This window comes from Pseudodesulfovibrio tunisiensis (genome assembly GCF_022809775.1).
GTDB lineage: Bacteria > Desulfobacterota > Desulfovibrionia > Desulfovibrionales > Desulfovibrionaceae > Pseudodesulfovibrio > Pseudodesulfovibrio tunisiensis.
The window spans coordinates 1918055-1944783 of record NZ_CP094380.1; the positions used below are offsets into that span (position 1 = coordinate 1918055).

The 26729-nt window shown below is 61.3% G+C and carries 26 protein-coding genes; 7 read left to right on the plus strand and 19 right to left on the minus strand.

Going from position 1 to position 26729, the window contains the following annotated elements:
* The 18 genes from MPN23_RS09470 to MPN23_RS09555 form a co-directional block, all read right to left on the minus strand.
* Entirely contained in the window at positions 1-366 is a 366-nt protein-coding gene (locus MPN23_RS09470; RefSeq protein WP_243543963.1) for a DUF2304 domain-containing protein, read from the minus strand.
* Positions 363-1055 (minus strand): glycosyltransferase family 2 protein, encoded by a 693-nt coding sequence (locus MPN23_RS09475; RefSeq protein WP_243543964.1) that lies wholly within the window; start codon positions 1053-1055, stop codon positions 363-365. The genes MPN23_RS09470 and MPN23_RS09475 overlap by 4 nt, the downstream gene beginning before the upstream one ends.
* A gap of 89 nt (positions 1056-1144) precedes the next feature.
* Positions 1145-2095: a hypothetical protein gene (locus tag MPN23_RS09480; RefSeq protein ID WP_243543965.1), complete on the minus strand. Its 951-nt coding sequence runs from the start codon at positions 2093-2095 to the stop codon at positions 1145-1147.
* 3 nt (positions 2096-2098) lie between these two features.
* Positions 2099-3802 (minus strand): type II secretion system ATPase GspE, encoded by a 1704-nt coding sequence (gspE, locus tag MPN23_RS09485; RefSeq protein WP_243543966.1) that lies wholly within the window; start codon positions 3800-3802, stop codon positions 2099-2101.
* Positions 3802-5796 carry a type II secretion system secretin GspD gene (gspD, locus tag MPN23_RS09490; RefSeq protein ID WP_243543967.1) on the minus strand — a complete coding sequence of 665 codons (1995 nt, stop codon included), beginning with the start codon at positions 5794-5796 and terminating at the stop codon, positions 3802-3804. Before gspD ends, gspE begins: the two co-directional genes overlap by 1 nt.
* A gap of 1 nt (position 5797) precedes the next feature.
* Complete coding sequence (locus MPN23_RS09495) at positions 5798-6643, minus strand: type II secretion system protein N (protein WP_243543968.1); 846 nt, start codon at positions 6641-6643, stop codon at positions 5798-5800.
* The gene (locus tag MPN23_RS09500) at positions 6631-7596 is read right to left on the minus strand and encodes a tetratricopeptide repeat protein (RefSeq protein WP_243543969.1); all 966 of its coding nucleotides are present in this window, start codon (positions 7594-7596) and stop codon (positions 6631-6633) included. The genes MPN23_RS09495 and MPN23_RS09500 overlap by 13 nt, the downstream gene beginning before the upstream one ends.
* An 8-nt stretch (positions 7597-7604) precedes the next feature.
* Complete coding sequence (locus MPN23_RS09505; protein ID WP_243543970.1) at positions 7605-8099, minus strand: pilus assembly FimT family protein; 495 nt, start codon at positions 8097-8099, stop codon at positions 7605-7607.
* Positions 8065-8529 (minus strand): type II secretion system major pseudopilin GspG, encoded by a 465-nt coding sequence (gene gspG, locus MPN23_RS09510; RefSeq protein ID WP_243543971.1) that lies wholly within the window; start codon positions 8527-8529, stop codon positions 8065-8067. The genes MPN23_RS09505 and gspG overlap by 35 nt, the downstream gene beginning before the upstream one ends.
* A 16-nt stretch (positions 8530-8545) precedes the next feature.
* On the minus strand, positions 8546-10471 hold the full coding sequence (locus tag MPN23_RS09515) for an AAA family ATPase (RefSeq protein ID WP_243543972.1): 1926 nt from the start codon (positions 10469-10471) through the stop codon (positions 8546-8548).
* A 12-nt stretch (positions 10472-10483) separates the two neighbouring features.
* Positions 10484-10990: a hypothetical protein gene (locus tag MPN23_RS09520; RefSeq protein ID WP_243543973.1), complete on the minus strand. Its 507-nt coding sequence runs from the start codon at positions 10988-10990 to the stop codon at positions 10484-10486.
* Positions 10987-12507 (minus strand): type II secretion system protein GspL, encoded by a 1521-nt coding sequence (gspL, locus tag MPN23_RS09525; RefSeq protein ID WP_243543974.1) that lies wholly within the window; start codon positions 12505-12507, stop codon positions 10987-10989. The genes MPN23_RS09520 and gspL overlap by 4 nt, the downstream gene beginning before the upstream one ends.
* A gap of 21 nt (positions 12508-12528) precedes the next feature.
* Positions 12529-13524, minus strand: a complete 996-nt coding sequence (locus tag MPN23_RS09530; protein WP_243543975.1) for a type II secretion system minor pseudopilin — start codon at positions 13522-13524, stop codon at positions 12529-12531.
* 3 nt (positions 13525-13527) lie between these two features.
* Positions 13528-14166 carry a type II secretion system protein GspJ gene (locus MPN23_RS09535; protein WP_243543976.1) on the minus strand — a complete coding sequence of 213 codons (639 nt, stop codon included), beginning with the start codon at positions 14164-14166 and terminating at the stop codon, positions 13528-13530.
* A 7-nt stretch (positions 14167-14173) separates the two neighbouring features.
* Positions 14174-14527: a type IV pilus modification PilV family protein gene (locus MPN23_RS09540; protein WP_243543977.1), complete on the minus strand. Its 354-nt coding sequence runs from the start codon at positions 14525-14527 to the stop codon at positions 14174-14176.
* Complete coding sequence (locus tag MPN23_RS09545) at positions 14517-15422, minus strand: alpha/beta fold hydrolase (RefSeq protein WP_243543978.1); 906 nt, start codon at positions 15420-15422, stop codon at positions 14517-14519. The genes MPN23_RS09540 and MPN23_RS09545 overlap by 11 nt, the downstream gene beginning before the upstream one ends.
* 4 nt (positions 15423-15426) lie before the next feature.
* Positions 15427-16149, minus strand: coding sequence for an A24 family peptidase (locus MPN23_RS09550; RefSeq protein WP_243543979.1), 723 nt, complete (start codon positions 16147-16149; stop codon positions 15427-15429).
* A 290-nt stretch (positions 16150-16439) separates the two neighbouring features.
* The gene (locus MPN23_RS09555) at positions 16440-17084 is read right to left on the minus strand and encodes an RluA family pseudouridine synthase (protein ID WP_243543980.1); all 645 of its coding nucleotides are present in this window, start codon (positions 17082-17084) and stop codon (positions 16440-16442) included.
* 153 nt (positions 17085-17237) lie between these two features.
* Between MPN23_RS09555 and MPN23_RS09560 the strand changes: the two genes are divergently transcribed.
* From MPN23_RS09560 to MPN23_RS09570, 3 genes are all read left to right on the plus strand, one after another.
* Positions 17238-18011, plus strand: a complete 774-nt coding sequence (locus MPN23_RS09560; RefSeq protein ID WP_243543981.1) for a substrate-binding periplasmic protein — start codon at positions 17238-17240, stop codon at positions 18009-18011.
* 61 nt (positions 18012-18072) lie between these two features.
* Positions 18073-19746 (plus strand): FAD-dependent oxidoreductase, encoded by a 1674-nt coding sequence (locus MPN23_RS09565; RefSeq protein ID WP_243543982.1) that lies wholly within the window; start codon positions 18073-18075, stop codon positions 19744-19746.
* Positions 19747-19920: 174 nt separating this feature from the next.
* Complete coding sequence (locus MPN23_RS09570) at positions 19921-21750, plus strand: FG-GAP-like repeat-containing protein (RefSeq protein WP_243543983.1); 1830 nt, start codon at positions 19921-19923, stop codon at positions 21748-21750.
* On the opposite strand, the gene MPN23_RS09575 is transcribed toward MPN23_RS09570, so the two are convergent.
* Positions 21719-22897: an acyltransferase family protein gene (locus MPN23_RS09575; protein WP_243543984.1), complete on the minus strand. Its 1179-nt coding sequence runs from the start codon at positions 22895-22897 to the stop codon at positions 21719-21721. The two genes, MPN23_RS09570 and MPN23_RS09575, sit on opposite strands and share 32 nt — an antisense overlap.
* A gap of 191 nt (positions 22898-23088) precedes the next feature.
* Between MPN23_RS09575 and MPN23_RS09580 the strand changes: the two genes are divergently transcribed.
* The 4 genes from MPN23_RS09580 (at position 23089) to MPN23_RS09595 (ending at position 26601) form a co-directional block, all read left to right on the plus strand.
* Positions 23089-23685: a TetR/AcrR family transcriptional regulator gene (locus tag MPN23_RS09580; RefSeq protein ID WP_243543985.1), complete on the plus strand. Its 597-nt coding sequence runs from the start codon at positions 23089-23091 to the stop codon at positions 23683-23685.
* 52 nt (positions 23686-23737) lie between these two features.
* The gene (locus tag MPN23_RS09585; protein WP_243543986.1) at positions 23738-24739 is read left to right on the plus strand and encodes a TRAP transporter substrate-binding protein; all 1002 of its coding nucleotides are present in this window, start codon (positions 23738-23740) and stop codon (positions 24737-24739) included.
* Between the two features lie 63 nt (positions 24740-24802).
* The gene (locus tag MPN23_RS09590; protein WP_243543987.1) at positions 24803-25288 is read left to right on the plus strand and encodes a TRAP transporter small permease; all 486 of its coding nucleotides are present in this window, start codon (positions 24803-24805) and stop codon (positions 25286-25288) included.
* Positions 25288-26601, plus strand: a complete 1314-nt coding sequence (locus MPN23_RS09595; RefSeq protein WP_243543988.1) for a TRAP transporter large permease — start codon at positions 25288-25290, stop codon at positions 26599-26601. The genes MPN23_RS09590 and MPN23_RS09595 overlap by 1 nt, the downstream gene beginning before the upstream one ends.
* Positions 26602-26729: the final 128 nt, after the last annotated feature.

Below are 26729 nucleotides of genomic sequence, written 5' to 3' on the forward strand. Positions count from 1 at the left end.
CTACCGGTCTTCCCGGACCGTGGTTTTCCGCTCCCCGGCCATTTCCGCCTCGAGCATGGCCAGACGCTGAATGAGCCTCCGGATGCGCACTTCCTGCCGGGAGCGGTCGATGTCGATGAACAGGGTCTTGATGAAGAGCATGAGGATGGCGCCGAAAAACAGCAGTGCCGGAGGATAGCTGATCCCGAGATGGCCCACGAGAACATCGGACAGACGCGGAAACAGGCTGAACACGAGGATGGCGGCGCACACGGCAAACCACCAGAACGTGTATCGCACGTAGAATGCGTGCTTCTTGATGAGAAACAGGATGACGACCACTGTGGAAACGCCCAGAATCGCGGTGGTAATGGTATAATCTATCATTTTCCGCCCGAAGGTCTGAAGTGGCAGACCGAGAGCACCATGCTGTAGAGCATGTACTGGAACACGGAGAGCCACGAATTGAATATTCTGGATTTGCCGTTCGTTCTCGGAAACATGCACACATCCACTTCCGCGATGCGGAAGCCGGAAGCGCGCAGCAGGCAGAGCACGCCCACGTCCTGATAGTCGAGCACCGTGGCGTTGCGTCCGGCCAGCACGGTTATCGCGTTGGCTTCATACCCTCGAAATCCGGAAGTCAGATCCGCAACCGAAAGCCCGGAAAGCAGCCGAAACAGGGCCCAGGCAACCCGCCTCAGCCGGGAGCCGCGCCCGGTGCACGCCCCAACAGCCACCTGCGTCCCGTTTCGATCCAGACAGTCGACAAGCAGGTGAATGCCCTGCGGATCATGCTGGCCGTCCGCATCGAAAGTGACGACCCTGCGGAATCCGTGTCGCTTGGCGTAACGCATTCCGGCCTGCGTCGCGCCCCATGCCCCGAGCTGCGCTGCCAGCGGCATGACGCGCGCCCCGGCCTCTCTGGCCCTGTCCGCAGTGGCGTCGGTGCTGGCGTCGTCGATCACGAGCACGGGCAACCCCGTGACGCGCATCACGTCCCGCACGGTCTCGCCCACCATCTGCTCTTCATTGTGGGCCGGGATCACGACCAGAATATCCGCGTTGTTCGCCATGTTCCGGTGCTCCGAGGTTGAAGGTCCGCATTTCGAGACATACCAGACCGAAATTTTTCGTGCAATGCAGCCGAACGAAAAACCGCCTCCTACTTCATGCGCACGTCCGGGCGCTCCAGTACGCCCTGCACGCTCACGGGCACGGCCTGCCTGCGCTTGAGCATGTTCACGGCCTCCGGGTCCAGCACGCTGACCGCCAGCCGCTCCGGGGTGCCAAGAAACCGCCCCCTCATGTCCAGTCTGCTCTGGCCCACGTTTTCGGGAACCAGCGTCACCACGCCTTCGAGCTTCAGGGAAACGTCCTCGCCGTCCGCAATATCCAGCCGCGCGAATTGCAGCTCGTTGTCCTGCTTTCCGCCTTCCAGATCAATGGTGAAACCCTTGATGCGCGGCCCCTTGATCACGGGATACCGATTCTCCATGTCCAGAGCCGACAGCCGCGCCGCAATGCGCAGATTCATGGACACGGGGTCGGCCCATGGACCGGACAGGGACGCGTCCGCATCCAGAAATCCCGTCATGCTTCTGTCGTACGCCCTGACCTGTGGAAACGACTGCAACTCCACCATCTCGGCCCGAATGTCCGCATCGAGCCAGTCGGTGTCGAACAGCGCGCCCGAAGCCACATCCGCCCGGACAATGCCTCCGAACATGCGCCCGGCCATGGAAACCCTTGCCTTGCCCACCAGAAGCGGCAGCACGGCCACACGGATTTCCGCATCCTTCATCTCCGCAATGGTACGCCCGGTCCTGGCGTCGACCACGCGCAGATAATCCAGAAACGCCCGGGGCGGCACCAGTTCCGGCTCCAGCAGGGGAAATTCCACGCGCACGCCCGGCAGTCCGGCAACCGCCTTCCGGGCCAGTTCGTCGGCCTGAAGCAGAAAGTACCGGGCCGTGAACACCACGGCAAAGACAAGGCAGCCGTAGACCAGCCACGCTCCGGCCTTGAGCAGGTTCATGGGAGTGGCGAAATCCCGCACCCAGTCCAGAACCGCGTCCGGCGAAATCCGTTCCCGCATGACTTGCAGCATGTTCATAGGCTACAGATTGGTCACTCGCAGAACTTCGGAAAGCGTGGTCAACCCTTCCCGAGCCTTGGAGCACCCGTTTTGCGTCAATGTTTCCATGCCGTCCCGCACGGCCTGTTCCCGTATCTGGTTGGAATCCGCCGTGTTCAGGACCAGCGCCTTGGTCGCGTCGGTCAGTTCCATGATCTCGTAAATGGCCATGCGCCCCCGATAGCCCGTGTTCATGCACGCGTCGCATCCCACGGGCCGATAGACCTCCCAGCCCCGGAAATCGTCTGCAAACGCACCGAAATCAGCAGCAAGCTGCGCCTCTGTCGGCACATACGCTTCCCGGCAGTCCGGGCACAGGCGACGCACCAGCCGCTGGGCCACAACGGCCCGCAGCACCGAGGAAAGCAGAAACGGTTCCACGCCCATGTCGATGAGCCGTGTCACGGCGCTGGGCGCGTCATTGGTGTGCAGGGTGGAAAACACGAGGTGCCCTGTCAGGGCGGCCTGAATCGCGATTTCCGCTGTTTCGTGGTCGCGGATTTCACCGATGAGCACCACGTCCGGGTCCTGACGCACGATGGACCGCAATCCCGAGGCAAAGGTCAGGCCGATCTTGGCATTGACCTGAATCTGGCCGATGCCGTCGAGCTGATATTCCACAGGGTCCTCGATGGTCAGGATGTTCTTGTCCGGAGAATTGATGTGGTTGAGCACCGCGTACAGGGACGTGGTCTTGCCGCTTCCCGTGGGGCCGGTGACCAGAATGATGCCATGGGAAATGGTGACCATCCGCTGCATGAGCTTCAGATTCTCATGCGTCAGGCCCAGCTCGGGCATGCTCAGAATCTTGGTGCTCTTTTCCAGAAGACGCATGACCACACGCTCGCCAAACGCCGTGGGCAGACAGGAAACGCGCAGGTCAACCTGCCGACCGCCCAGCGACAGGGCGATGCGTCCGTCCTGCGGCAGCCGCTTTTCCGCAATGTTCAGCTTGGCCATGATCTTGATGCGCGAGACAAGGGCCGCGTGGAACCGCTTGGACACGGAGTGCTTGTCATAGAGCACGCCGTCCAGCCGGAACCGCACGCGCAGGATTTCCTTGTACGGCTCGATGTGAATGTCGCTGGCATTGGCGCGCACGGCCTGCGACAGGATCATGTTCACCAGCTTGATGAACGGCGCGTCGCTGGTGTCGTCCAGCAGGTCCTCGATCTTGTCGTCATCCAGACCGGCAAAGGAGTCCACCTCCGCGCCTTCCAGCACTTCAAGGGCCTCCAGATCCTCCTCCACTTCCCCGAACACCTTGTTGATCGCACCCAGCACCGCGTCCGACGGCATGAACACCGGGGTCACGTCATCGACTTGCAGCGCCAACCGGAAGTCATTGATCACATCCAGGGATTCCGGACGGCTCACCCCGACCAGAATCCGGCCGTCCGCATCCTGCAACGGCACGGCCATGAACCGTTTCAGGTAATGGATGGAAAATCTGCGAACCAGTTCAGGCAGCACCCAGTCCGGGTCGGGCGCGTCCAGAAACTTCAGATCATGGAACCGGGCGTGAAAGCGCGCCAGATCGGATTCCGACAGCCTGCCCTTCCTGTGCAGGTATTCGGTGACATCCAGATCCTGTTCCCGGGCCTTGGCAACCAGCTCGGGAACTTCCTCGGCCGACACGTGCCCCGCATCGACCAATGCGCTTTCCACGGTGAATCCGAGCATCATCAGGGCAGTTCCTTTTCGGTTACGCCGCTGGCAGCCTGCGGACGAATGAAGATGGGGGCGGACGGATCGGCCATGACCATCTTGGGCAGTCCCTTGCCGTCCAGTCCCAAGGTGACTTCATGGATCATCCGCTTCTTGAGTCGGGCCAGAGCCGTAGATTCGTCATAGGAATCGATGATCCGCGGCGTGATGAAAATGAACAGGTTGGTAGTGGTGCTCTTCTCCTTCTCCTGCTTGAAAAGCCAGCCGAACAGGGGAATGTCCCCGAGACCGGGCACCTTGGACTTGTTGCTGGTCTCGTCGTCGTTGATCAATCCGGCAATGACCGCGGTCTGGTTGTCCTGCATCTGGATCACGGTCTCCACCTCGCGCTTCTTGGTGGTGGGCGCGATGACCTTGACCCCTTCCTCGACCTCGACCAGATCGTTGAGCACCCGGCTGACCTCCTGCTTGATCTCCAGACGCAGCGTGCCCTGTTCCCCGATGTGCGGGGTAATCTCCAGCTTCACGCCCACGTCCTTGTAGCTCAGGCTCTGGGAATTGTAGTCGCTGTTCACGTTGGAGGTCTGGGTCTGAGTCGAGAACGGAATATTGTCCACCACGTTCACGCTGGCCTTTTCATTGTCCAGAGTCAGCAGTTGCGGCGTGGACAGAATCCTGTAGTCGCTGTCACTCTGCGCAAGGTTGATGAGCGCCTGAATGCTGTACATGCTTCCGCCGATGTTCACGGCATTGCTCAGCACCGCGCCCACGGTGCCGCCCGACGGAAAGGAAAGGAATTCGCCTTCGTTCTTCGGAATGGAAATGACCCCGCCTCCGTTGTTGCTCGAACCGAAGACCGAGGTATCCGACCCCGAGCCACCCACGGCCCAGTTCACGCCAAAGGTGAATTCCGCATCCGAGGACACTTCCATGATCAGGGCCTCGATGTAGACCTGTTTGCGCAGCACATCGAGCTTGCGGATGGTGGGCTTGAGCGCGGCGAATTCATCGGGACGGGCCGTGACGATCAGGCTGTTCGTGGCCTTGTCCGCCACCACCTTGATGTCCTTGGACAGCTTGGTGGTCTTGCCTTCCTTGTCCACCTGCCGGGCGATCAGATCGTTCAGGAGCTTGGCCACGTCCTCGGCGTCCGCGTTCTCCAGATTCAGGTAATGGATGTCGTCCTTGCCCTTGGGCGTGGGGATGTCCAGAGCAACCACCATGTCCGCAATGGTATCCAGACTGGACGGGTCGCCCAGTGCGACCACGGAATTGGTGCGCATGTCCGCCTCCACCAGAGCCATGGCCTTTTTCCCGATCTTTTCCAGCTCCTGAATCTTGGTGGTCATGATCTTGGAAATGCTGGACGCAATGGTGTTGGCGTCCCCGTGCACCAGAGGAAAACTCTCCATCTGCGGAGCATAGGAGCTCTTGTCCACCTCGCGGACAATGGTCAGGATGGATTTCAGATTCTTGGCCGGTGCAGTCACGATCAGGGTATTCGTGGGTGAATACACCGTGACCAGACCGTTCTTGTCCACCATGCTTGTAACGAGCTTGGCCAGCTCCGGAGCACTGGAGTTCTTCAAGGGAATGATCTGGGTGATGAGTTCCTCGCCCGAATCCGGGCGCACGGTCCGCCCGGTCTGGACCGGCACCCCGAGACGCCGGGCATCCACCACCGGAACGATCTTGTACTCGTTCTCCACGGCCGTGCCCACCACCGCGAAATCATGCACCAGCAGGATGGACTCGAAGGCCTTGTACGCCTCCTCGATGGACAGCTTGGACGGGGAATACGCGGTCACACGTCCGGCCACCCGCTTGTCCACGATGAAATTCCTGCCCGTGAGTTCGCTGATGAACTTGATCAGAATGTGAATGTCCACGTTCTTGAAGTCCATGCTGATGGTGCGCTCGGATTCGGGCTGATCCGCAGGCGCGGCCCCAAGGGGCGCGGCCACGAGCCATACGCAGAGAAACGCCAGCAAATACAATCGTGTCTTTCGCATATCAACTTCCCGTGAGTATCAGCACCAGTTGCATGGGTTGTCCTTCCCGCAGCAGTTCCACCCGAATCTGGGGCTCATCCAGCAGCCGGAACAGGGAAAGGGGATTCGCTGTCGCCACAGGCTCGCCCTGCACGGTCAGCAGCACGTCGTCCCGCCGCAATCCCGCCCTGCCGAACAGGCTCGCGGGTCGCAAATGCCGGACCCAAAGCCCTTCCTGTTTGCCCCGGGTCGCCGGAACCAGCTGGATGTCCTGAGCCAGACTGTCCAGATTCTGAAACCGCGCCTTGACCGCCTTGCGCGAGAGCATCTTGCGCGCATTCCCGGCCCCGGCCGCAATCTTCCTGTCCTCCGCGTCGATGAGCAGAAGCTGCCGCTTTTTCCCCTTGGTCAGCACGATGGCCCGCCGCTGTATTTCGGACACCGTGTATCCGGCGAGCTTCTGCCCGATCCGAATCAGTTGCTGCTTGTCCCCCTCAAGAACGACGGCCCGGGAGAACTCGACATTTTCAGCGGCCATGGTCCCGAGCAGGCGCACATTCAGGTTGACCACGGGCAACTTGTCCAGAGTGACCTTCCTGGGCTTGGGCGGCAGAGGCGGCTTGGGCATGGCCGCCTTGAAGGGATTCCGATCCAGAATCGGGGAAAACGCCTTGAGCGGCGGTATTTCCACCTTGGCCGCCACGTCCGCGACCAGTGCGGAATCCCCGGGCAGACGGGGCAATTTCGGCGGAATCAGCAGAGCGACGGCCGCCCCGGCCAGAAAGGAGGCCGCAAGCGTCACTGCCGACAGCGTCAGCAGAAACCGGGGCACACGCCCGTCGAGAAAGTTGCCGATCACTTGCCGCATTTGCCCGCCGCTTCGTATTTTTCCAGTGGTTCGCAGACCCCGAGATCGCAAGCCCGCTTCAGGTCCGCGCATCCCCTGGCTTCCTTGCCCAGCAGATAGTTCAGTTCGGCCCTGTTGATGTAGGCCTCGGGGAACGAGGCCTTGCGCGAAATGGCCCGGGTATAGTCATCCAGCGCCTTTTCGAATTCCTGACGCATCTGGAACCCCTGTGCACGGTTGTAGAAATAGATCGCCTCATTGTCGTTCAGCCGAATCGCGTCTTCCAGATCAGCCATGCCGCCCCGGAAATCCTGAAGCTGAAACCGGCACAATCCCCTGTTCGAATAGGCATTTGCCGTCTGCACCGGGTCCGTTGCCGAGCCGATGTATCGAGTGTATTCCACGATGGCGTCGGCCCAGAGGGAATTCCGTTGCAGGGCGTATCCCTTCATGAACACGCTTTCCAGATGATCCGGGTCCAGCCGGGCGGATTGCCGGAAATAGCCAAGCGCGATCTCCGGTTCGTCCATGAACAGATAGACGACGCCCTTGCCGTACACGGCCCGGGCATTTCCCGGAGCGACTTGCAGGGCATGGTCGAAAAAGGCGAGAGCCTCGTCCTGTTCCCCGAGCCGAACCTGGGCAAATCCCACGTTCACCAGATAGTCCGGGTTGGTCCGATCCTTGAGCGAGGCATCCTCGAAGGCGTCCAGCGCGGCATTGACCCGGCCGTTGCGCAGCAGGACAACGCCCATGTTGTTCAGATACACGGGATTGTCGGGGTCCGCGGCCAGCAGTTCCTTGTAGATTTCCAGACTCCGCAGGTCGTCCCCGGCCTCGTAGGCCTGCGCCGCATCCAGAACCAGCGGACGGTCCGCCACGGATGCAGCGGGCGACGGCGCAAAACGTCTGGACGAGCATCCGCCCGCCAGCAGCGCCAGAGCCAATGCGAGGCACAATCCCGATCTGAGCATTCTTCCTCCTAGTCGACAAAATCCGAAGCAGTCGCAAACCCTTCCCTGTATTCCAGCTCCCGCACCACAGGACTGACCAGCACGCTGTACATTCGATCATCCACCCTCACCCGGATCACGGCGGAGCGGGCCAGCCCGCGCCTGTCGATCACCAGTCTGTCCACGCCTTCCCGGTCCCGGCCCGGAAACACGATTTCCTCGAATTTCGCCGAGTCCGGCAGGTCCACACTCCGGCCATCGCCCGCAACCCGGAGGGAGGATTCCCAAAACCGCACCTCCACCGGGCTCCGGGTGAGCCGGGCATGGGAACGGCCCCGATCCAGCGCGGTCTTCATGGTCCTGACCACGGCCTCGATGCCGTCGCCCCCGATCTGCATGTCCACCCGGGGAATCACCAGTCCGGCCACCACGGCCAGAATCGCGATCACGACCAGCAGTTCGAACAGGGTGAATCCACCCGTTCCGGGCCTAGTCGATCTGCCAGCTGTTGACATCCGCATCATTGCCGCTCCCGCCGGACGCGCCGTCCGCACCGTAGGAAATCAGATCGAACGGAGCATGCTTGCCCGGGCAGATGTACACATAGGGCGACCCCCACGGGTCATTGGGAACCTTGGGCAGATAGCCGGACGGCGAATAGTTCTTCGGCGTCCGCCCCACGGACGGCTTGCGCACCAGCGCATTCAGGCCCTGCTCCGTGGACGGATAGAACCCGTTGTCGATGTAGAATTTCTTCAGGGCCGTGGAAATGGCCTCGATCTGCATCTTGGCCTTGACCACCCGTGCCTTCTGGGGTTCGTCCATGAACTGCGGCACGATCAGTCCGGCGAGAACGCCCAGAATGACGATGACCACCATGAGTTCGATGAGCGTGAAGCCGCCCCTGCGGCGACGCGTTTCCAATCTGCGTGCGATGCGATTTCGAAAATCCATGTGCGTTTCTCCGTTGTTAGCGGGAAATGGCCCGTTGATAGACCTGATCCTCGTATTCGAACACGATGTCCTCCCTGCCGATGCTCACCACCTTGACCCCCTCGATGTCGTCGCCTTCGTGCACCAGCCGCGAGTTGATCACCGCTATGCTGACCGTGGGGTCCGAATTCCAGGCAATGGCGCCGATGAGCAGCCCGCCCACCACGGGATGCACGGTTCCGTCCTCGAAAGTCCCGTCAGCGGGCAGGGATCGCGCCCCAACCGCCCTTGCCGGCTCCGAAGGCAAGGCTTCGGGCTCGGCCCGAGGCGTTGCTGCGGCCTTTTTCCCGGCATCAACGTCTTCCGCATCCGCAACGGACGGGGTCGGCTCCGCAGCTTCCGGGACATTGCCTTGGGAGGCCTCGTCCGGTTCCTCGATCACGGGACCATCGAGAACAATGACCACCTCGGGCACGGGCTCGGCTTCCACGACGGAATCCGAGGGAACCGCGTCGGCCGCAACCGCCTCCGAAGCCGGCTCCCCGCTTCCACCCTCGACAGTGTCTCCGGCGGCTTCGTCTGCAAAAGATTCAGCGGATTCAGACACAGACTCGGCTGTTGCCAGCTCCGCCTCCTGCTCCGCAGTCCGGGCTCCCGGTTCCGATTCGTTTGCCGACGCGGACGGCTGAAAACCGTTTTTCTCCTGCACCATGGCCACGAGGTCTTTCGCACCGGAATCGATCTGCGCCGAGACCGAAACCGGCACCGCATTTTCCTGCGTGCCGGACTCGATCGCTGGCTGCTGAAATTCGGCAACCATCGGCGATTCCGGCGCATTCATCTGCTTTTCCGCCGCCACCGGAGCAAGTTCAACGGCTACGGGGGCACCAGTTGCGGGCGCAGGCGTCTGCGCAACCGGGACCGCCGCAGGCCGAGCTTTCACCGGGGTCGGAATCGGTACCGAAGCCGAAGCCTGCGAAACGCGGGAAACAGCCGGGACAGGCTCCCAGCGGGCAAACAGTCTTTCCGGGGCGAGCAGCCCCGTGGCCCACAGCGTGCCAAACGCCGCGACCAGCACACCGAAAGCCGCAGCCGACGCCCATGCCAGCCGCAGCCGGGGACGACCTGCATTCCGCTTCGGGCGGGTACGGGTCTGAAACAGGCCGGTATAGACGGAATCCCGGCAGACTTCATCGACCATGCCCGGGGTGACCACGTTGGAATCCTTGAAGGCAAGGGCGTCCAGCGCATGAGCGCAGACATGATTGATCAGCCTCGGCAATCCGCCGCACTGTTCCCATATGCGCCTGACAGCGTCCTGCGAAAAACTCTCCATGCCGGTCCGGCCGCCCTTGTCCAGCTTGAAATGGATGTATTTGTCCGTGTCCTCCAGCACCAGAGGCGACAATTCGCAGCGCACGCCGATCCGCTGGTTCAGGGCTTCCATGCCTTCCGTGGTCAGCAGATCGAGAATCTCGAGCTGGCCCACCAGCAGAATCTGCACAAGCGGCCCGTCCTTGGCGCGCAGGTTGGACAGGATGTGAATCAGGCTGAGATGGCGCTTGGTCAGCAGATGGCTTTCATCAAACACGATGACCGGGCGCTTGCCCTGCTCCAGCAGGGCGTGGAAATGCTGCTCCAGCCTGCCCACGCAATCGTGAATGGAACTCATGCCCGCCGTGTCCAGCCCGAACTTGGCGCAGCAGGAAAATATCTGCTCCAAAGGAGTCTGGTAGGGGTTGCCCAGTTCCACGAACATGAAACGGTCGGCAAGGTAGCTCTGGATGTACCGGGCCAGGGAGGTCTTGCCGATGCCGATCTCCCCGGTCAGCAGAATCAGGCCGCAGTTGGACTCCAGCCCCCGCACGATCCGGTGCACGCCCTTCTTGTGACTGAGGGAAGGAAAGAACACGAAGTTCTTGGATGAATCCCCAAAGGGATTGAGGCGACTTCTTGCGACCATGCTGCCACCCTCCTAGCCGAATTTCTGAAGCGTCATCTGCGTGTCGAGGTTCTTCCTGCCATCCTTCTTTATGGAAATCGCCCGCACGTATATTTCACGCTTCTCCACTTCAATATGGTAAAGGAATCTGACGAACTCATTCAATGATATTCCCTTGAAAGCCACATGCACCACTTCAACCGTGCTGCCGTCATCCCGTGTCCTGTTCTCCGGGCGAACGTAATCTATCCTGTTGTTGAGCTTCAGCGTACGCGTCACCTTTTCCACATAGGAGAAAAGCGGCTCCTGCAACACGACGCTCTGCTTGCCGTCCTTGCCTTTTTTCAGGACTGCGTAACGCTGTGCCAGGGAAACCGCCTCCAGATACTGGCTCCTGACGCGGCTCACCATTGCCCTGTATTCATCCTGCTTTCCGGAAACCGGCAGATACACGATCAGAACAAGGGCCAGCACCAACCCGGCTCCCGCAAGCATCCTGATCGGACGGCTGACCTGCATGCCCAGAGAAAGATTCATCATCGCAGCACCCCGATCTCGAACCGGATTTTCCGGGATTTCTTGTCTGCCACGGCATTCTTGACCTTGACCTCGCTGAACGCCCCGGTACGGACCAGCGCGGCGCGGATCGCATCCACCTCGTTCATGGATCGGGTTTCCCCCTGCAACGCAATGCTCTTGCCATCCAGACTGAGACTCAGAAATTCCACGTCTATCTTCCTGTCCAGAACCGAACTGACGATGCGAAGCGTCTCGATGACCGGGGTGCCGACCCCGTCCCTTCCCACCTGCCCCTCGCCTGCCAGCAGATTCACCTTCGAGGAAAGAATGCTCTGATACTGCACGGACGACAGGTCCGCGCTCACATTGGGCAGTGCCTCGCGGTAGACTTCGGTCATGGCCTCGCGCAGATAGACGATCTCCCGCTGTCCGCTCACCAGCGAAGCATAGGCGTATCCGGCCCATGCCAGCGCCACGACAATGCCGAGCACGGCAAGATGCGCGGCTTCGCGTCCCCAGATTCCGGCTGCATGTGCCAGAGCGAACTCGCCCTTGCGGAAATCGAACCCCGGCCCGCTCTCCTCGGCAACTCCGTATCCGACAGCCAACCCGCTGCCCCGCTGCCCTTCATCGGTTTCCTCGCCCAGAGCCAGAACCGTTTCCTCCCAGACCTCGACTCCGGTTTCCGCCTCGGCCTCGAAAATCCGACGAAAACCCTGCACACGTACCACGTCTCCGCTCAGCATGAAGCTGGACGGCCATTCCCGATCCCCGAGAATCCGATACGTTTCGCGAAGAAGACGCTGCACGAATCCGGTCACCCGCGCGGCAACCCGATCCTCCTGTTCCGCAGCCGTGGAACCGTTGGATGCGTCTTCCCCGAACACCAGAAGCCTGTCCGCCTCTTCCTCGGCCATGCCGTGATCCCGGGCCACGTCGCGGGCAAGCAGGGACTCGCCCCATGGCAGCACCGACAGGCAGGCCACACGCCCCTGATCCAGCAGGCAGAACAGGGTCCGATCCCGGCCGATTTCCAGTCCGCCCAATCTGGCCCTGCCATCGGCCACGGCCAGACACGCCCGGGCAAACGCCGCCGCATCCACGTCCATTCTCTCGATCTCCACATCCTGCGCATCGAACATGGCGACCAGTTCCGCAATCCGCTCCCTTTTCACGGCAGCGGCCACGACATGGGAAATTCCGTCCTGATGCAATCCGCAGAAATGGTCCCGAACAAGGTCCTCGGCATCCAGGGGAAGATCTTCGTCCAATTCGAAATCCACGGCCTGTTCAAGCTGCCTGCGCCCCCGGATGGGCATGCGATAGTTGCGCAGGATGCAGTCCCGTCCGTCCACGGCCACAACGGCCCGATCGAAATCTGCACCGTTGTCCCGGGCATGAGCCAGCGCCGCGGCCAGCCCCTCCGCATCCGATGACACGGACATGGCGAGCTGAAGCAGCGGGGCCTGCCTGTCGGACCGCAGCAGAAAATGCAGTTTCCCGTCGGTCAGGGCAATGTGGGCGATGCGATTCCTCATCTGTCCTTCCGGATCAATGGGTTAGTGCACATTGTTGAAAAGCACCCTGCACAGCTTGTCCTCCCGCTTGATGATGGTTGTGGAACCGAGCTTCCCGGCTCCGATCGTTGCGCTCAGGGTCACGCGAAAATATCGGCTCCTGAAGATCAGGGCCTTGGAGGGAAACGCGTCCATGTCGAACCCGATCCGCTCGGCAAGGTCCAGATACCAGGGCTCGGAAAGATTGTTGGCTCCGTTGTTGCGAAATCCCAGCACGGCCTTGACGAACTCGGCCCGATACCGTCCTTCCGGGGCCATGGCGCCCAGCATTTCGGAACGGGCCGTGTTCACGTTGAGGCGCCCTTCTCCCCACACCGTGACGAACGCTTCGAGTCCGGGCGCGCCGGGCCTGCCGAAATACAGCCGCTGGAAATCCTCGCGGGACACGTCTTCCCAACGCACGAGCAGCAGTTCTTCCGCGCAGTTGAACGGCCTGCGGGGAGCCGCATAGCTCGGGTCCTGATCCCCGTACCATGCCGCATCACCGCTCAGGTCCTTGGCGCCGAGCCAGACCCTGATCGACTGGAGCAGCACGTTCGGATTTCCCTCCACACCATGGGTCGCGCACAAGCCCCGCATCAGTCTGAGAAAAATCCCGGCCAGTGCCTTGCCCAGTTCGTCCTGCTGACGCAGGTGATTCAGATTTATCCGGGAATTCTCGGGCACGATGGTCCCGGCAAGCTCCCCGGACTCCAATCCCGAGGAAAGGGTCTCGAAGAAACGGTCCGCTCTGGCCCATTGGTCGAACTTGTGATCCCCGACATCGCCGTGCTTGCGCAGGTCCTGCATGAGCAGCTCGCGGGCGACATCCACCCCGGAACGCAGCAGACTTCCGCCCGAGGCCATGCAGCGCTGATACGCGGCCCCACCATAGTCGATGCGAACGACCTTGCCGCTCTCCATGACCAGATAGGCCGCAGCAGCGAGTATGAGCAGAACCACGATGAGCACCGATCCCTCCTTCCGTGGCTGACGCATCGATCACTCCGTACCGACCGCGTCCACGGACAATTGCGTCACGAACGACTCTTCCCGACCGTTCCGGTACACCACCTTGAACCGAACGGCTCTGGGGCACCTTCCGCCATCCCCTTCCCAGGACGTGACATAGCTCCAGTCGAACGGGTCCAGATATTCGACCTCCATCTCGCGCACGCCCCGAAGCACCGGGACCTCGACCCATTCCCATTCCCCGGGCACTCCGCAGTTCGGCCGCTCCCTGCGGTACACGTCGTGCAGATCGCCGCGACCCTTCAGCAGATATTCGACCCGTTGCAGGGCAAACGACGGCCCGATGTTCGCCCGCCCCAGTCCGACCGAGGTGCAGAATTCCAGAAACTGTCCGTCCAGACCGAGAAACGAACCGCTGCTTCCCTTGAAGCGGAACTCCGCCTCCTTGTCGGCATACACCGATCCCAGATCGTCGAAGAGCAGTCCCTCGAAGACCCGCTGACTGTTGGCGGCTTCCTCATGCTGCTCGACACCGGCCACCACTTCCACCACCGCGCCGAACATGCCGAACAGGGCCATCATGATCACGGCGGACAAGGCCACGGCCACGAGCATCTCCATGAGCGTGAATCCGGCCCTTTCGCCGCCATGCCGCTTCCCGATTCCCATGCCGACCTCACAACAGTTCGCGAAAGACGCGTTCCAGAATCACGGTCCGCCCGGTGTCCCTGCGCCGAACCTCAAGCACCATTCTGTACCATCCGTCGTCGTTCACGCCGACCGATCCGGCGCTCCACTCGTACCCGGGTTCATCGTCAAAGCCCCCGCTCCGGGAAAACGAGGACGAAAAACCGTCCTTTTCCAATTCCAGCATCCTGATTCCGGCCAACCGGGACATGGCGTCAGTATGGCTGATCTCCGCGCTCACCTCCTGGGTCTGGGACGCGAACTTCATCACGGACAGCGCGCCAATGCTGAGCACGACCAGAGTGACGAGCACCTCGATGAGCGTGAAGCCTTCACTGCGCATGTCCGTCCGCCTCCTGTCCGAGAAAATCCGTCACGACCCCGGCAAGCGCATCGGCCCGATCCCAGACCACGGCATGACCGCTTCCTTCCAGTTCCAGCAGCGAGCCGTGGGGCAACTGCCCGGCCATGTCCCGAAACAGTTCCCTGCCCATGATTCGATCCTGCTCCCCGCAGACGATCAGCACCGGGCACTGCACGCGGGGCATGGCCGCTTCCAGCCGCTCGCCTTCAACAGCCAGCTGATCGAGAAAATGCGGCAGGGCGCGAAATACCCGCGTGGTCCTGTCCCAATGGGGGCGCAGGAACAGGGACGGAACCGGAGGCGGACTGGAAAAAATCCGGTAATGGAAATCCCGGCCCGGGTCATCCGGGTCCAAGTCCAGCCCTTCCAGCACCTGATCCGCCTTTCCGCCCAGGGGCGAAACCAGCACGACCCTGTCCACCCGTTCGGGATGGTCCGCTGCAGCGCGCAAGGCGGGCCAGGCCCCGAAGGACAGCCCCACGATCGAGGCGCGCTCCACATCGAGATTGTCAAACAGCATGTCCACCAGCCTGTTTTCCAGATCAATGCCGTACCCTGAGCCGACAAGATCGGGCAGATTGGCGAAAAACATGTCCGGCGCGATCACCCGATACTGCCGGGCGAGATCGGGCATGAGCCGGAACCACGAGGTCAGGGCGTTGCCTCCCACGCCGTGCAGAAGCAGCACGGTGCGCCCGTCCCGGGGGCCGCCCTCGAAAAGGAATACCGTATCCCCGCCCCGGACAATGCGTTTGCCGTGAATGCCGTGCAGTCCGAAATAGGCCCGGAGGACCATGGAGAACACGGCCTCCCCCTGCACGGCCACGCCAGCGCAGACCAGAAGCAGGACCATGGCGGCAACGCGCTTCCTCATGGCGTCACACCCCCGCCATGCAGACAAGACACCCGGCCGCAAGACATCCGGAGAACGGAATGCGCCAGCCATGCCGGACCGAAGCCACGCCAAGGCAGACCGTCCCGACCATGACTGCGGCGGCAAACCACGGATTCGTGGTCACGGTTCCGGCAACCAGAGCCGCGCCCATGGCCAGCCATGCCGGGCCCGGGCTGACCGCGTGCTTCCACGCACCAAGCACGGCCATCAGAAGGCCGACGCACCAGGCCAGCGCCACCCCGGGAATCAGGACGGACAACACGGGACGATCCCCGGTCAGCGCAATGATCAGCGCAGCGCCGCAAAGCGCAGCCGGAACCATTCCCGCCACGCGCCCCAGACGCATCTCCTCGGTCCATGCCACGGCCAGCAGCAGGAGCGCGCCCATGCAGGCAGCCCATGCCATGACCGGAAGCCCCCGGACCGCGATCAGAATCGCGCTGAGGAAAAACGCCAGCTCGATCAGGGGATAGGCCGCGTCGATCGGCTTGCCGCAATGACGGCAATGTCCCCGGAGCAGGCAGAACCCGAGTATGGGAATGTTTTCAAACCAGGAAAGAGTGGTCCCGCATTTCGGACAAAAGGAACGGGCCGGAGACAATACGGATGTCCCGGCTGCGTGCCTGCAGGTAACGCATCCCGCGAAACTGCCAAGAGCCAGTCCGGCCGCGGAAAGAGCAACCACCCTCATCAATCCTGTTTCCATGCGATCTCCAGCGTCGTTGCGATGATTCGTTCCTTGCGGCGGGGCTTTTCCCCGCGTCGAAGAGTCGTCGGAGTGTCAACGTGTCGTTTTCGCTGAATCTCTCCCGGTCCTCCATCCCTTTTGAAACGGATTCGAAAGGGCATCCGGGAATTATCACTGCTATCAGTATACATAGGTGAGTCGAAAACCGGATTATAATCTTCTCTTTTTCCGCAACGGCATGAACTTTCGAACAAAAAAAAGGCCCGCGCATGATGCGCGGGCCTTCCGGAAATTCGTCGGCAGGATGCCTAGAAACTGGGTTCGGTGAAAAATTCCATCATTTCCTTTGTCTTGGGATGCATGAACCGCAGATATCCGGCATGCAAAAGGAGTTGACCGGGTCCTGTGCCCGAGCCGTAGAGCCTGTCGCCCACAATGGGGCAGCCAAGACCAAGAGGATGGGCCGAGTGCATGCGGAGCTGATGCGTGCGGCCCGTGTGCGGACTGAATTCCACGCGGGTGCGGCCGTTTTCCACGGACAGTCTGCGCCATTCCGTGACAGCGCGCCTGCCGTGAATCGGATCATAGACCTGATAGGGACGGTTGAACCTGTCCATGCGCAACGGCAGGTCAATCACGCCTTCGGGTCGGGTCACCAGACCATCCAGCACCGCGACGTAGCGCTTGCTCACCTCGCGGTCGTGAAACTGCTGCGACAGTTCGCGCTGGGCACGCGCCGTCAGACCGAGCACAAGCAGGCCGGACGTGTCCATGTCCAGTCGATGTACAGTGGGAAACTTGCGGCATTCCGGGAACATGGCCTGTACGCGGGTCACCACGCAGTCCTGATTTTCCGGTCCCCTGCCGGGCACGGACAAAAGCCCGCTGGGCTTGTCCACGACCACCAGCTTGCGGTCCGCATAAATCACGTTCAATCCGGGAGGTATCTTCATTTTTCCGCCTCTGCTGCCTGATTTCCCGGGCAGCCCGGGAGCACCGGACCTACCAGCAACAGGCGGCAAATGGCAAGTCTTCGGACCATCGATTCAAACAGATTTGTTTTTCCATCGCAAAATATGTATTTTCCCATGATCAGGAGAAGATTCATGACCTTCACCCGAAGACAATGTCTCGCCATGTTTTCGGCCACGGCCGCCGCTCTTGCGATTCCGCTGTCAGGGATTGCCGAGGCCCCGCGCCTGATCATGCATTACGGAGACAACCTCAATCCGCTGAGCTTCGAGACCGGAGACCGGATGAACGGCCTCCTCGTGGACCTGATGAACGCGATTCTCAGGGATCGCATGGGATACGATGTGGTGCACCAAGGTTTCCCGTGGGCAAGGGCGCAGCAGCTCGTGCGGGAAGGCGCTGGCGACGGCTTCTGCACCAACCCGACAGCCCCCCGGCGCGAATACGCCTTTTTCTCGGCCACTCCCGCGCTGACCATTGATTTCGAGCTGTTCTACAACAGGGACAATCCCGAACGGGAAATCATCGAATCGGTCAATTCGCTGGAGGACATCCGAAACCTCAGCATCGTGGACTACAAGGGCAACAATCTGGCCCGCAGCATATATCCCCGGAGTTACGACGTACTCTGGGCCAATTCCCCGGAAAACATCATCCGCACACTGGCCGAAGGCAGGCGGGACATCTACATCGGCAATCCGCTCTACGCCATGCGCATCATCCGCGAACAGGGGCTGGAAGACACCATCGCCAGAAAACCCGTCTCCATCATGCCACCCACGCGCTATCATCTGGGCATCCGCAAGTCGTATCCCCATGCCCGGGCAGTGCTCGCCCATTTCGATCTGGAAATGGCAGAGGCCCGCAAACAGGGCGTGGTCCACGATATCAGGCAGAGATACTATTGATCGCAAAACAGGGCTTCCACAGGAAGCATCAACCTTCCACAAACCGACCACAAGGTGACGCATGCACCCGAAATCCGACCCCGGCAGCACACGCAACGACTGGTTCCTTCCCAAAGACATCCGCCAGCAACTGGAGAAGCATTTCCAGTCCCTGAAGCATCACGTGGCGCTGGAACTGTTTCCGGACACGGGCCGAAACCGGGAGCATTCGGAATACACGGCAAAACTCTGCGCCGATCTGGACAGACTTTCGGACAGGATCACGTTCACCACGCATGAAGCGGATTCCGCCCGGGCAAGGGAACTGGACATCACGGCCTTTCCCACGCTCTGCATCAATCCGGACAGCATGCACATCCGTTTTCTCGGCGCTCCCATCGGCGAGGAAAGCCGGGCCTTCATCACCACGATCCTGCTCGTGTCCATGGGTACGGCCGGACTTTCCCCAGTCTCCAGCGACCTGCTGCGCGAGCTGAACGAAGAACGGTTCGTGCAGGTATTCGTGAATCCGTCCTGCCCATACTGCCCCGGGCAGTTCCTGAACGCGGTCCGCTGCGCCATCCACAGCCCGAAACGGGTCAGGGCCGAGTGCGTGGACAGCACGGAAAACCCGGAACTCGCGGAAAGGCACAACGTCGGCTCGGTGCCGCACACGGTCATCAACAACACCTTCACCCAACTCGGGCTCATGCCCGAGGAGCGGTTCGTGGTGGAACTGCTGGCCCTGCGCAGCGCCGAAGACCTGCTCGCGGACGGCTCCCTGCCGGGAGTCGAGAACAGCAAGGCCCCGGACCATTACGGTTCCCTGGAAAAAGGCGAAGTGGATCTGGTCATCGTGGGTGCGGGCCCGGCCGGTCTCACTGCCGGAATCTACGCGGCCCGGGCCGGACTCAAGGCCGTTGTCCTTGAAAAGGGGCTGATCGGCGGTCAGGTGGCCCTTACCCCGGTGGTGGAAAACTATCCCGGATTCGCCACTGTACCCGGCAAGCAGCTCATGGACATCATGAGCGAACACGCGCGCGAATATGTGCCCATCCGCGAGGGAGAAGGCGTGGAGCACATCGAAACCGGCGAACGCATCGAAATCACGACCAACCGTGCCGTCCATTCGGCCCGGGCCGTCCTGCTGGCCACGGGCTCGACATGGAGAAAACTCGGCGTACCAGGCGAGGACACCTGCTTCGGCAAGGGCGTGAACTACTGCGCATCGTGTGACGGGTACCTGTACAAGGGCAAACGCGTGGCCATTGCCGGAGGCGGCAACACGGCCCTGACCGACGCCCTGCATCTGCGCAACCTCGGAGTGGCCGTGACCATCATCCATCGCCGGGATGCATTCCGCGCACAGGATCATCTGATCAAGTCCGTGGAACATGCCGGTATCCCGATCAGGTGGAACACCGTGGTCACGCGAATCAGGGAAACCCACGGCAAGCTTGCCGGGCTCGACCTGCGCAATGTTCTGGACGGCCGGGAATCCGAACTCGACGTGGACGGCCTGTTCATCGCCATCGGCCAGACAGCCAACACGGACCTTGCCCGGGAACTGGGCGTGGAGCTGGATGAAAACGGCTTCATCAGGGTGGACGAAGCCATGCGCACCAATGTGCCACGCGTGTACGCGGCCGGAGACGTGACCGGCGGCGTGCAGCAGATCGTCACGGCCATCGGAGAAGGATCGGTTGCCGCCATGTCCGCGTTCGAGGACATCTCCTCGCCCTACTGGCGGAAATAGTTTTCCACAACGGTTGATCCACATGCTGTTGAAAAGACATGGACGAATCCATTTTTTGCCGTTTTCGCTTTGACAACGGACAATGTCGCGACTATGGATGATTCGTTAATGCGACTTAACAATTTTACGAGCGACTGATACCCCATGCCGAATCCCACGGATGCCGCCCGAAACATGTCTGCGACATCACTGGCAACCGATACGAACGTGCGTGATCATTTCGACACGGCAGAACCTCCTCGCGACGGGGCGAACGACGCGCCCTTCGGCACCAACGGGTGGCTCCCCGAGTTGAGCGAGTCGCTTGTTTCCTATTTTTCCTCCCTGAACGACACCACGGAAATCACGCCATCCCCGCAGGCCGACATCGAACTTCGGGACATGGACCACGACGGCGACATGGACATTCTGGTCACGCCCCATGCCCCCGGCACAACGCCCTTCTGGGTCGAAAACATGGGACAGGGTGCGAAGAATCTGGAAAGCCTGACCAATGCCGCGCCCATGGCCGTGGGGTTCGGCGACCTGAACGGCAACGGCTCGCCGGATCTGGTCATCGGCTTTGCCAAGGGGCTGAAGATCGTGTTCAGCAAGACCGGGGATATCCACAGCCCCGGCGTCATTCTGGACAACCCGCGCGCCATCCATGTGGCGGACGTGGACCGGGACGGCGCAAACGACATCATTGTCCGCGACAGCGATCAGATCGTTCTGCTCCAGAATTCGGACGGTCCGTTCGGCTCGCGCATTCTGGCCTGGCCCGATCTGGGCGATCATTCGGTGCTGGCCGTGGGCGAGCTGGACCGGACAAACGCCATGCTGGAATTCGCCACCATCAACGGCAACACCAACGAACTCCAGATCATCCGGCATGACGGCACCCAATGGCACGCTGCCAACGCCCTTGACTCCGACCATGAATACAACGATGCGCGCATTGCGGATGTGAATCACGACGGCTATTGCGACATCACGGCCACGGATTGCTCAGGACACGCCATCTGGTTCAGAAACGACGGCGCCGGAGAATTCTCGCGCATGACGGAGATGCCGGCACAGCCTCGGCCCGAAACGATTCCGCATGCAGATGTGGAAGACGAGGCAATGCCGCTCGACAATGCAACGTCCGAAACGGATTCCGGGCCGCCGCCTCCGGATGATCAGGAACGGCAGATCGCGGCAAAACACTTCTCGGCCACGATCGCGAAAATCGAAAATTCGCCGGACGATCAGGGAAAGCAACCCGATTCCGGAGACTTTTCCGAGGAAACCGGCAATCTTCGCATAGATCTGGAATCCGGTACCGTTGTCCGCGAAACTCCCGGCAACACGGGATCGACCATGGCACACACGGATGCGACCAATGCGTCGAGCGGATCAGGCAGGGATATTGTCGAAGGAACCGCCGGCGACAACACGCTTTCCGGCAATCAGGGAGGCGACCAGCTCTTCGGACGGGACGGCAACGACACCCTGCGCGGCGGAGCCGATGACGACGCCCTGTTCGGCGGCAACGGGCAGGACCGCCTGTCCGGCGATGCGGATCGGGACATTCTCGTCGGCAATCAGGGAAACGACCTTCTGGACGGCGGCACAGGGCAGGACTACCTGTTCGGCGGAGACGGCAATGATCTGCTCATCGGCGGCGCGGATCAGGACTACCTGTTCGGCGGCAGAGGCAGCGACGTGTTCGCCTACAAGAGCGCGGACCACGGCAACGACCGCATTCTGGATTTCAATCCGAATGAGGATACGGTTGAGCTGGACTTCAGCCACGGCCCCCTGATCATGGCAAATGGCGAATATTCCGGCATTTCGGGAACTGCGGGAAGCTGTCTGATATGGGAATCCTCTGGCAGTGATTCCGGTTCCCTGATCTACGACGAAGACGGTTCCCAACTCGGCGGCGAACATCTCATCGCCGCAATCGACCTTGCGGATACGGACGCGGACTTCGACCCCGGCGAATTGCTCACGGACATGTTCGACCCCCAGTCCGCATAGCGAACGTTCCTTTCACTCCGCCCATCAGGCCCGGACCAGTGCCGGGATGAACGGTCCATGCACCGCAGGCCTGCCCACCAGTTGCGGAGCATAGCGGTTCAGCAGAAACACGAATGGCACGCATCCCAGAATGGAAAACGCGGGAAAAGACCACGCACGCGCCTGTCACGGACATGGCGTGCCCCGGCAGGGTACGCGCGAACCAGTCCGCGAACGGACCGTTCAGGAAATGGTAGAACACGCCGTTCAGACAGAACAGGATCAGGGCGTTGCGCCCCAGAAACGCGGTCCATGTCACGTCCTGCGACAGTCGCGCCAGCAGCAGAAGCAGCAGGCTTCCGGCAAGGGCCGTGAACGGGAACCAGACCACGTTGCCATGCCCGGACAGCACGATCACCACGGCGTCGAACAGCCGGAACGGCCCCTGATTCAGATTCCAGGTCAGGAGCACGGCCAACCCGCAGACCACGACAGCCCCAACCATTCCCCACGACATGCCCTTGCCGGACAGGAAATTGCGCCGCCGCATGAGCACGCCGATCAGATAGAGGGCATAGACCACCGGGGCTTCGTGCAGCAGCCAGAAATTCGGCCCCGGGATGAACTGCACCTTGAGGGTCAGCCAGTACCCGCCCAGATACATGAGCCCGGCCACCGCGAGCAGTCGCGCATCCGTGGTCAGGAAACGGCCCAGCAGAAAATGCAGCACTTCCACGGACACGAGGCAGGCCAGAAACCAGAGCGGAATGTTGAAGGCCGGGAATCCCGTGAGCGTGGCAATCGTCCCGACCAGATACCCCTTGGCCGTGCTCAGGTCAGCCACTACGAAATGCCCGGCAAAAAACAGGCTGAGCACCACGAGCACCAGCGTGAAGAACACGTACGGCACCAGTCTGGACGCGGCCTCCCGCCGCAGAAACGCGCGCACGGGCAGAAAGACCTTGTCCGGCGGGGCTGCAAAACCGGCCAGCAGAAAGAAGAACGGCATGTGAAACGAGTAGATGAACTTGTACTGGGCGGTTGCCGCCGGATTCTTCAGGTACATGATCCGTTCCACGATGTGGCCGTAATACACGAGCACGATTCCGTAGAACCGGGCCACGTCCAGAAACGCAATTCGTTTTTTTATGGCATTTTCTTCCGACATATCGGCTACATACATTAAAACAGTTGTCAGGTCAACCAGTTGGGCCAAACAACTGGAGTTCTCATCGCTTTCCCTGAAAAGCGTCACGATTGTTGACACCCCTTCCCTCGGCATGATAGCCGAGGACTCGTAAAAAATGACCAGCGGTCACTTTCTGACCAGCGGTCATCTCTCAGGGAGACGGAGCGGTCATGACAACGAAACAACAGGAAAAATCCAGACAGACGCAGCAGGAACTCAAGTCTGCGGGCATGGCCCTGTTCCGCGAAAAGGGATTTCTGGAGACCTCCGTGGCCGAGATCACCCAGCGGGCCGGGTATGCCAAGGGCAATTTCTACCGCCACTGGGACAGCAAGGACGACCTGTTTCTGGAAATCGTGGAAGACAAGCTCCAGCGGTATCGCAACTCGCGCGACCGCGTGTTCTCCGACGCCACGAATCTGGAAGAGGCCCTGCGCTTCATCTGGGACTTTCTGGAAAACATGGTGGCGGATCACAACTGGGCCAAGGTGTTTCTGGAGTTCACGGTGCAGGCCGCGCGCAAGCCGGAACTGCGCACCGAGCTGAACCAGAGCAAATATCGCCTGTCGAACAAGGTGTTTGCAGGACTGGTCCGGGATTTCGTGGAGACCGACTATCCGCCGGAAAAGATCGGCGCCATGAACACGGCCCTGTTCGAAGGCTTCATGGTGCACAATGCGCTGGAGACCGGGGTGCTGACACTGGAAGACGTGCGCGAGGCCGCCATAACACTGGCCCTGTCGCGCGGCGTGAAGCAGCCCGAATGACGAGAGTGGCGGGGCCTCGACCCCGAAAAGAATAATCACCCTGGAGGGTATCATGAAACGTCTGATGCTGGTTCTCGCAGTCGCCGCACTCCTCTCCGCGGCCCTGCCCGGTCCTTCCCAGGCCGGAACCCGGCTGACCTACTCGAATTTCTTCCCGCCCACCCACGTCCAGTCCGAACTGGCCGAGGAATGGTGCCGCGAAGTGGAAAAACGCACCAATGGCGAAGTGGTCATCGACTACTTCCCGGGCGGCACCCTGACCAAGGCAAGACAATGTTATGACGGCGTGGTCGAAGGCATGTCCGACATCGGCATGTCCGCCCCGGCCTATTCGCGCGGCCGCTTCCCGGTCATGGAGGCCGTGGACCTGCCTTTGGGCTACACCTCGGGCACGGACGCCACGCGCGTTGCCAATGCCGTATACGCGGAATTCACGCCTGCGGAGTTCAAGGACGTGCAGGTCATGTATTTCCACGCCCACGGCCCGGGCCTGCTCCATTCGGCCAAGGCCCCGGTGCGCACGCTTGAAGACCTCAAGGGCATGAAACTCCGCGCCACGGGCAATTCCGGCAAGGTGGTCAAGGCCCTCGGCGGCACACCGGTGGCCATGTCCATGCCCGACTCGTATCAGGCCATCCAGAAGGGTGTGGTCAACGGCGGCATGTACCCGGAAGAGACCAACAAGGGCTGGCGCATGGCCGAAGTCGTGGACTACTGCACCGACTCCACTGCCGTGGCCTACACCACCACGTTTTTCGTGGTCATGAACCGGGACCGCTGGGAATCCCTTTCCCCGGAAGCGCAAAAGGCCATTGCCGAACTGAATCGGGAATGGGCCGAACGCCACGGGCAGGCATGGGATCAGGCCGACGTGGAAGGCCGGGAATTCTTCAAGGCCAGGGGCGGCACCCTGATATCCCTCTCGCCCGAGGAAACCACGCGCTGGAAGGACGCGGTTGCCCCGATTCTGGAAGACTATGTCAGGAATGCCGAGGCCAAGGGCGTGAACGGCCGGAAAGTCGTGGACTTCACCACCGGCGAACTGGCCCGCTAGCCGAGAACCACGGGCCGGGGGCGGTTCATGCGACCATTCCCGGCCTTTCATCAGGATAACGCAATGCAGACGCTCATCATCATACTGGGCAGACTGGAAACCGTCATGAAGATCGTGGCAGCATGCTGTCTCATGGGCATGGCGCTGGTCACGGGCGCGGACGTGCTCGGCCGGGGAGCCATGAACACGCCCCTGTTCGGGTCCGAGGAAATCGTGACCATTCTGGCCGTGCTCGTCATGGGCATGGCCCTGCCCTATGCCCATTCGCAGGGCAGTCACATCGGAGTCGAGGTGGTCATGCGCCGCTTCAGCCGCAAGGTCCGGGCACGGGTCAAATGCTTCACCGACCTGTGCGCCTGCGTCCTGTTCGGCATCGTTGCGTGGCGCATGGCCCTGTACGCGGCCAGTCTCGAACGTTCGGGACAGGTGTCCATGAATCTGGAACTGCCCACCTACTGGGTGGTCCATGCCCTTGCCTTCGGCTTTCTGGCCTTTTCCCTGTGCCTGCTCAAGGACACGCTCATCTTCTTCACAAAGGAATCCCGGTAATGGACCCGACTCTCGCCGGAATCATCGGCATCGGCGTGATGCTGCTCCTGTTCATGACCCGCATGCCCGTGGCCTACGTCATGACCATGGTCGGCTTCGTGGGCTTTTCCCTGCTCATCTCGTGGAAGGGCGGCATGAACCTGCTCTCGCGCTCCATCTACGACGCGTTCGCCTCCTATTCCCTGTCCACCATTCCCCTGTTCATCCTCATGGGCCAACTCGCCTTCAACTCCGGGATCAGCCGCCGACTGTACCGCACGGCATACTGCTTTCTGGGCCACATCCGGGGCGGACTCGCCATGGCCACGGTTTCGGCCTGCACCGCGTTCGGCGCGGTATGCGGGTCCAGCCCGGCCACGGCAGCCACCATGGCCACGGTCGGCATCCCGGAAATGAAACGCTACGGCTATGCCGACTCGCTCGCTGCCGGGTCCGTGGCCTCGGGCGGGGGCATGGGCATGATCATGCCGCCCAGCGTGGTGCTCATCGTGTACGGGGTGCTCACCGAACAGTCCATCGGCGCGCTCTTCATGGCCGGCATCATGCCCGCGGTCCTGCTCACGGCCCTGTTCGTTGCCGCAGTCTTTCTCCAATGCCTGATCCGGCCCGATCTCGGTCCGGCAGGCGACACCTTCACCCTGACCGAAAAGCTCAAGTCCCTGCTCGGGCTCATGGACACCCTGCTCGTGTTCATCCTCGTGATCGGCGGCATGTTTCTGGGCTATTTCACCCCCACCGAGGCCGCATCCATCGGCGTGCTCGGCGTGCTGATCCTGTCCGTGATCAAACGCCAACTCACGTGGAAGGGATTCGTCAATTCCCTGTACGAAACCCTTCGCAGTTCCTGCATGGTGCTGTTTCTCGTGGCCGGGGCCGTGGTGTTCGGCAAGTTCCTCGCCGTGACCCGCATCCCCTTCAACATGGCCTCGTGGGTGGCCGGATTCGACCTGCCCTCCTGGGCGATCATGGCCCTGATCCTGTCCATCTATTTCATCGGCGGCTGCTTCATGGACGCGCTGGCCCTGATCATGCTCACCATTCCGGTCTTCTATCCCGTGGTGGCGAATCTCGGCTACGATCCCATCTGGTTCGGCGTCATCATCGTGCTCATCACCCAGATCGGCGTGATCACCCCGCCCGTGGGCATCAACGTGTACGTGGTCTACGGCATGGCCCAGAAAATCGCGCCATCCATCACGCTGGAATCCATATTCAAGGGAACCATGCCCTTTCTCGCCGCCATCATCGCGGGGATCGCCCTGCTCTTCGTGTTCCCCCAAATCATCCTCTGGCTGCCCGGACTGATGTATTGATCCCGGGAATGCCTTCGGCGACCAGAGACCCCTTTGAAAAGGGTTCTCTGGACTCTCCCAAACTTTCTGGTTCTACGCCGCCTGCAAGGGATGAGGAAACTTGTCCGGCTCGTATGGCGGCGTAGGGC

Excerpts from the sequence above, each read along its gene's own strand:
- MPN23_RS09470 (WP_243543963.1), bottom strand. The coding sequence starts at position 366 with ATGATAGATTATACCATTACCACCGCGATTCTGGGCGTTTCCACAGTG.
- MPN23_RS09475 (WP_243543964.1), bottom strand. The coding sequence starts at position 1,055 with ATGGCGAACAACGCGGATATTCTGGTCGTGATCCCGGCCCACAATGAA.
- MPN23_RS09480 (WP_243543965.1), bottom strand. The coding sequence starts at position 2,095 with ATGAACATGCTGCAAGTCATGCGGGAACGGATTTCGCCGGACGCGGTT.
- gspE (WP_243543966.1), bottom strand. The coding sequence starts at position 3,802 with ATGATGCTCGGATTCACCGTGGAAAGCGCATTGGTCGATGCGGGGCAC.
- gspD (WP_243543967.1), bottom strand. The coding sequence starts at position 5,796 with ATGCGAAAGACACGATTGTATTTGCTGGCGTTTCTCTGCGTATGGCTC.
- MPN23_RS09495 (WP_243543968.1), bottom strand. The coding sequence starts at position 6,643 with ATGCGGCAAGTGATCGGCAACTTTCTCGACGGGCGTGTGCCCCGGTTT.
- MPN23_RS09500 (WP_243543969.1), bottom strand. The coding sequence starts at position 7,596 with ATGCTCAGATCGGGATTGTGCCTCGCATTGGCTCTGGCGCTGCTGGCG.
- MPN23_RS09505 (WP_243543970.1), bottom strand. The coding sequence starts at position 8,099 with ATGATGCGGATGTCAACAGCTGGCAGATCGACTAGGCCCGGAACGGGT.
- gspG (WP_243543971.1), bottom strand. The coding sequence starts at position 8,529 with ATGGATTTTCGAAATCGCATCGCACGCAGATTGGAAACGCGTCGCCGC.
- MPN23_RS09515 (WP_243543972.1), bottom strand. The coding sequence starts at position 10,471 with ATGGTCGCAAGAAGTCGCCTCAATCCCTTTGGGGATTCATCCAAGAAC.
- MPN23_RS09520 (WP_243543973.1), bottom strand. The coding sequence starts at position 10,990 with ATGATGAATCTTTCTCTGGGCATGCAGGTCAGCCGTCCGATCAGGATG.
- gspL (WP_243543974.1), bottom strand. The coding sequence starts at position 12,507 with ATGAGGAATCGCATCGCCCACATTGCCCTGACCGACGGGAAACTGCAT.
- MPN23_RS09530 (WP_243543975.1), bottom strand. The coding sequence starts at position 13,524 with ATGCGTCAGCCACGGAAGGAGGGATCGGTGCTCATCGTGGTTCTGCTC.
- MPN23_RS09535 (WP_243543976.1), bottom strand. The coding sequence starts at position 14,166 with ATGGGAATCGGGAAGCGGCATGGCGGCGAAAGGGCCGGATTCACGCTC.
- MPN23_RS09540 (WP_243543977.1), bottom strand. The coding sequence starts at position 14,527 with ATGCGCAGTGAAGGCTTCACGCTCATCGAGGTGCTCGTCACTCTGGTC.
- MPN23_RS09545 (WP_243543978.1), bottom strand. The coding sequence starts at position 15,422 with ATGAGGAAGCGCGTTGCCGCCATGGTCCTGCTTCTGGTCTGCGCTGGC.
- MPN23_RS09550 (WP_243543979.1), bottom strand. The coding sequence starts at position 16,149 with ATGGAAACAGGATTGATGAGGGTGGTTGCTCTTTCCGCGGCCGGACTG.
- MPN23_RS09555 (WP_243543980.1), bottom strand. The coding sequence starts at position 17,084 with ATGAAGATACCTCCCGGATTGAACGTGATTTATGCGGACCGCAAGCTG.
- MPN23_RS09560 (WP_243543981.1), top strand. The coding sequence starts at position 17,238 with ATGACCTTCACCCGAAGACAATGTCTCGCCATGTTTTCGGCCACGGCC.
- MPN23_RS09565 (WP_243543982.1), top strand. The coding sequence starts at position 18,073 with ATGCACCCGAAATCCGACCCCGGCAGCACACGCAACGACTGGTTCCTT.
- MPN23_RS09570 (WP_243543983.1), top strand. The coding sequence starts at position 19,921 with ATGTCTGCGACATCACTGGCAACCGATACGAACGTGCGTGATCATTTC.
- MPN23_RS09575 (WP_243543984.1), bottom strand. The coding sequence starts at position 22,897 with ATGTCGGAAGAAAATGCCATAAAAAAACGAATTGCGTTTCTGGACGTG.
- MPN23_RS09580 (WP_243543985.1), top strand. The coding sequence starts at position 23,089 with ATGACAACGAAACAACAGGAAAAATCCAGACAGACGCAGCAGGAACTC.
- MPN23_RS09585 (WP_243543986.1), top strand. The coding sequence starts at position 23,738 with ATGAAACGTCTGATGCTGGTTCTCGCAGTCGCCGCACTCCTCTCCGCG.
- MPN23_RS09590 (WP_243543987.1), top strand. The coding sequence starts at position 24,803 with ATGCAGACGCTCATCATCATACTGGGCAGACTGGAAACCGTCATGAAG.
- MPN23_RS09595 (WP_243543988.1), top strand. The coding sequence starts at position 25,288 with ATGGACCCGACTCTCGCCGGAATCATCGGCATCGGCGTGATGCTGCTC.